The sequence below is a fragment of the Microbacterium sp. HMWF026 genome, from assembly GCF_003061325.1.
Classification (GTDB): domain Bacteria; phylum Actinomycetota; class Actinomycetes; order Actinomycetales; family Microbacteriaceae; genus Microbacterium; species Microbacterium testaceum_E.
In genome coordinates, this window is sequence record NZ_QAJB01000293.1 from 1 (window position 1) to 3,619 (window position 3,619).

Below are 3,619 nucleotides of genomic sequence, written 5' to 3' on the forward strand. Positions count from 1 at the left end.
GGGGTAAGGCGACAGCCGTGAGCGGGGGCCGCGCCTCTCGCCATGATGGCGATGGGCTAACTCGCAACCTGTCGCGGGTGAACCGTGCTCCGGCGCGTGCGGAGGTGCGGTGAACTGAGCGCCTCATGCGAAATCTTCCGTATCTGGTCCTCTCGGCGGGGCTCGTCGTCGCGATATCGAGTTGGCTGGGGTGGAGGCCCTGCCTCGAGAGGGACCTATCGGCCTGTTACGACCTTTTGAACACGCGCCCCGGTGACACTTTCGTCACCATCGCCTGGGTCGCGGCCCTCGCGCTCTGTATGTGCGGTCTCGTTCCGCGATACGGGCGCGCGGGCGCGGCGATCGGTCTTGTGCTCAGCATTCCGGCCACGCCGATTCTCGATCCGGGTATCCCGGTCGCCGGGCTCGATTCGGCTGACGGGAATCCCGGGACGGGCATCATCTGCGGAGCCCTGATCTCGGTTGCCGGCATCGCCTATGCGACCCTCTTCGAGGTCGATCAGCGACGTCGAGAAGCGGGCATGACCCCCTGGGGGGTGCCCTCTGCGTGAATGGACGGTCGGCCGCAAGGGTCGCGGTGTTTACCGGGAGAAATCGCGCCGCCCCGTAGATTCGTCACATCCTCATCCGCGGCGAGAGTCGCGGCATCCTGAGGTCGACGTTGGGGAGCAGGCGGAACCATGGCGAAGAAGAACGCGGACGCGCGTCGGTTCGACGACAAGGCGTTCGTCGAGGCGTCGTCCGAGGCGAAGTCGCGGTACGGACGGTTCAACCTCGCGATCGTGGGTTCTTCGGGCGTCGGCAAATCGTCGCTCGTGAACGCGGTCTTCGGTCGCGACTGGGCGAAGGTCGGCCGCGGGCTCCCGGTCACGCGGGGCGTTCACTTCTACAGCGACGACTCGCTCGGCATCTGGGACGTCGAGGGGTTCGAGATCGGCTCGCCCGTCCCGCCCGACCAGCAACTTCGCAATCACCTGGATGCCATCGCCGCCCACCCCGGCGACCACCAGATCTCGGTCGTCTGGTACTGCGTACGGGCCGCCGACGATCGCCTGACGCCGGCCGACATCGCCATGATCCGCGAGCTCGACGCCCGGGGGCTGCCGGTGATCCTCGTGTTGACGAAGGTCGACTGGATCAAGAACCCGATCACCGGGCACCAGGGCGTCGCAAAAGACCTCGAGGCGTTCGTTGAATGGCTGAACGACCCGATCGACCCGAACACCGGCGAGCGGCTGCGCATCCCGTACCGGCAGGTCATCCTCACCTCCACCCGCGACAAGAACGGGAAGGGCAAGGGGCACGGCCTCGGTGACCTTGTCACGCAGACCCTCGAGCTCGCCCCCGAGCGCGACAAGGACGCCTTTCGCATCGCACAGCGACTCAACCTCCCGTGGAAGAGGGAGATGGCGCGGCCTATCATCGCCGCAGCGTCCGCGGCGGCAGCGGGCGCGGCATCCGTTCCGCTTCCTGTGTCGGATGCTGTCACGCTGGCGCCGATCCAGCTGACGATGATGGGGCGCATCGCCGCGATCTACGACCTCGAGGTCAAGACGATGCTCTCGGCGGGCGCTCTCGCGCAGTTCGGCGTGCAGGTCGCGGGCCGTGCGTTGGCGACCAGCTTCCTCAAGCTCATCCCGGGCGCCGGCGTCGTCGTGAACGCCGCGGTGGCGGCGGCGCTGACCGCCGCGACCGGCGAGAGCTGGCTCAAGATCTGCGAACTGCTCCACACCGGCAAGATCGACGTGCGCAAACTCGACCAGGAGTGGGCGAAGTACGCGCCGAGCTTCATGGACGTGGCGAAGAAGCTCGTCGAGCGGCGCGTTCGCCGGGGCTGAGCGCCGGCCGGGTCAGAGCAAGCCGGCACCGGCCCGCACCATGACGGACGCGACGACCGCCACCCCCACCGAGACGCCGAACCCGACACCGATAACCGGCCACGGGTTGCGACCGCTCCGCAGTGCGCGCACGAGTGCGACCAGGGTCGTCGACGCCCAGATGATGAGGAGGGTGGGATGGATGCCGTTGGCGGCGACGTCGATGAGCGTGAACGCGCACGCGCGTTCGGCTCCACATCCGGCCGTAGCCATTCCGCTCAGCTGGATCGCGAGGGCGGCTGCCAGCGACAGCAGCAGGTGCAGGACGATGCCGGGCACCGCGAAGAGCGCCGTGCCGAGGCATCGGCGGACGTCGGCTTGCGGGGGCACGGTGCCACGGTAGCTCCCGCCCCACCCCGGCCGCCTCCTAGGCTGATCCGCATGCCCGTGTCTCGCGCGACCGCGCCCCCTGCGAGAGCACGTGAAGCGGGGGCCCACCGATGAGTCCGTCCGCCTCGTCACCGTCGGTGCGCTTCTGGGTCGTCTTGGTGCTCATCGGTCTCGCCGTCGTCGCGGCGGGCATGGCCGCTGTTGCTCACGGCTCGTCCGGTACGAAACCGGAGGCGCCCATCGGTTGGCGTGGGGAGCAGGTGGGATCGTCGATCACAGGGACTTCCAACATTCGACTCGAGGAGGACGGGAGCGCGTTCGTGGTCAACCTCCCGCGCGGACGGGAGTCGGAGGAGATACACAATGAGCGCACCTACTTATGCTTCGAGCCGGCGGTCGCCGACCCGTACACCGGCGTCGCATCCTGGGAACGCGTCAGTGACTGGAGATTCCGCCTCCGGTTCGAGACGACCTCGATCGTGCTCATCGCGGAGAAGAGTGGCTACTTCCTGCCGGACCCGGATTGGAAAAACACGTACTTCTCGGAATGCGGGGATGATTACGTCCAGTGGTACTTCACTCGGGTGGATGAGCCATCGTCGGGAGTCCGCTAATACCGCAGTCTTGCTCAGACATGCCAAAAGCGCCGTCGAGACGACCGTGCTGATCGGGTCCGCCCGGTCACATTTCACGCGAGCACCCGCCGCAGGCGGACGCCCGTCGTGCACTCCGGCGCACTGAGATCTCCGGCAGCGGCCCTCGGCGCCCCTGCGCGTGCGACGGTGGAAGCACCATGATCGAAACCACCGGCGCAGACCGCCTGCGCGCCGCCCTCGAACACCCCGACGCCTCGGCCCGCCTGCAGGCCGCGCTCGCCGCAGGCACCCGACCCGACGACAGCTACGTCGCCGAGCTCGTCGCCCGGTGCGCGATCGAGCCCGACTTCTTCGTGCGCGATATGCTGACGTGGGCGCTGACGCGTCACGATCCGGCGCGCGTGGTGCCGGGGCTGCTGCCCGAGGTGACGTCCGAGGTGCCGCAGGCGCGCAGTCAGGCGCTGCACACGTTGTCGAAGATCGGTGACCCCGCCGCCTTCGGCGCGATCACGCGGGCGGTGCTGCGCGACCGGCACCCCGAGGTGGCGCGGGCGGCGTGGCGGACGGCATCCGGTCTCGTTCCCGACGACGCGCACGAGACGTTGGCCGAAGAGCTCGCCACGCAGTTCGGACGCGGCGACCACGACACCCAGCGCAGCCTGAGTCGGGCGTTCGCAGCCATCGGCCCGCGCGCCGAACCGATCGTGGAGCGGGCTGCGGCCTCGTCGTACGACGTGGTCAGCGCGCACGCGCGGGCGACCCTGATCGTGATGGACGACCCCGACACCGAGTTCGCCGAGGCCGTCGTCGAGGCGC

5 protein-coding genes are annotated in these 3,619 nt (G+C 68.6%); 4 read left to right on the forward strand and 1 reads right to left on the reverse strand.

The genetic code is table 11. The features are described from left to right. Window positions 1–236: 236 nt before the first annotated feature. Together DBR36_RS11280 and DBR36_RS11285 are read left to right on the forward strand one after the other, a co-directional pair. On the forward strand, window positions 237–551 hold the full coding sequence (locus tag DBR36_RS11280) for a hypothetical protein (RefSeq protein ID WP_146185332.1): 315 nt from the start codon (window positions 237–239) through the stop codon (window positions 549–551). A gap of 129 nt (window positions 552–680) precedes the next feature. Beyond that, a complete protein-coding gene (locus DBR36_RS11285; protein ID WP_108319435.1) occupies window positions 681–1,838 on the forward strand; it encodes a GTPase family protein in 1,158 nt (385 codons plus the stop codon). 12 nt (window positions 1,839–1,850) lie between these two features. On the opposite strand, the gene DBR36_RS11290 is transcribed toward DBR36_RS11285, so the two are convergent. After that, complete coding sequence (locus tag DBR36_RS11290; protein WP_108319437.1) at window positions 1,851–2,207, reverse strand: hypothetical protein; 357 nt, start codon at window positions 2,205–2,207, stop codon at window positions 1,851–1,853. 137 nt (window positions 2,208–2,344) lie between these two features. Here DBR36_RS11290 and DBR36_RS11295 point away from each other — a divergent pair, with 137 nt between their 5' ends. Continuing rightward, window positions 2,345–2,821 carry a hypothetical protein gene (locus DBR36_RS11295; protein WP_108319439.1) on the forward strand — a complete coding sequence of 159 codons (477 nt, stop codon included), beginning with the start codon at window positions 2,345–2,347 and terminating at the stop codon, window positions 2,819–2,821. Between the two features lie 179 nt (window positions 2,822–3,000). After that, on the forward strand, window positions 3,001–3,619 hold a 619-nt coding region (locus DBR36_RS11300), incomplete at its 3' end, for a HEAT repeat domain-containing protein (RefSeq protein WP_108319441.1).

Coding starts and splice junctions, on each gene's coding strand:
- DBR36_RS11285 (WP_108319435.1), top strand. CDS start 681: ATGGCGAAGAAGAACGCGGACGCGCGTCGGTTCGACGACAAGGCGTTC.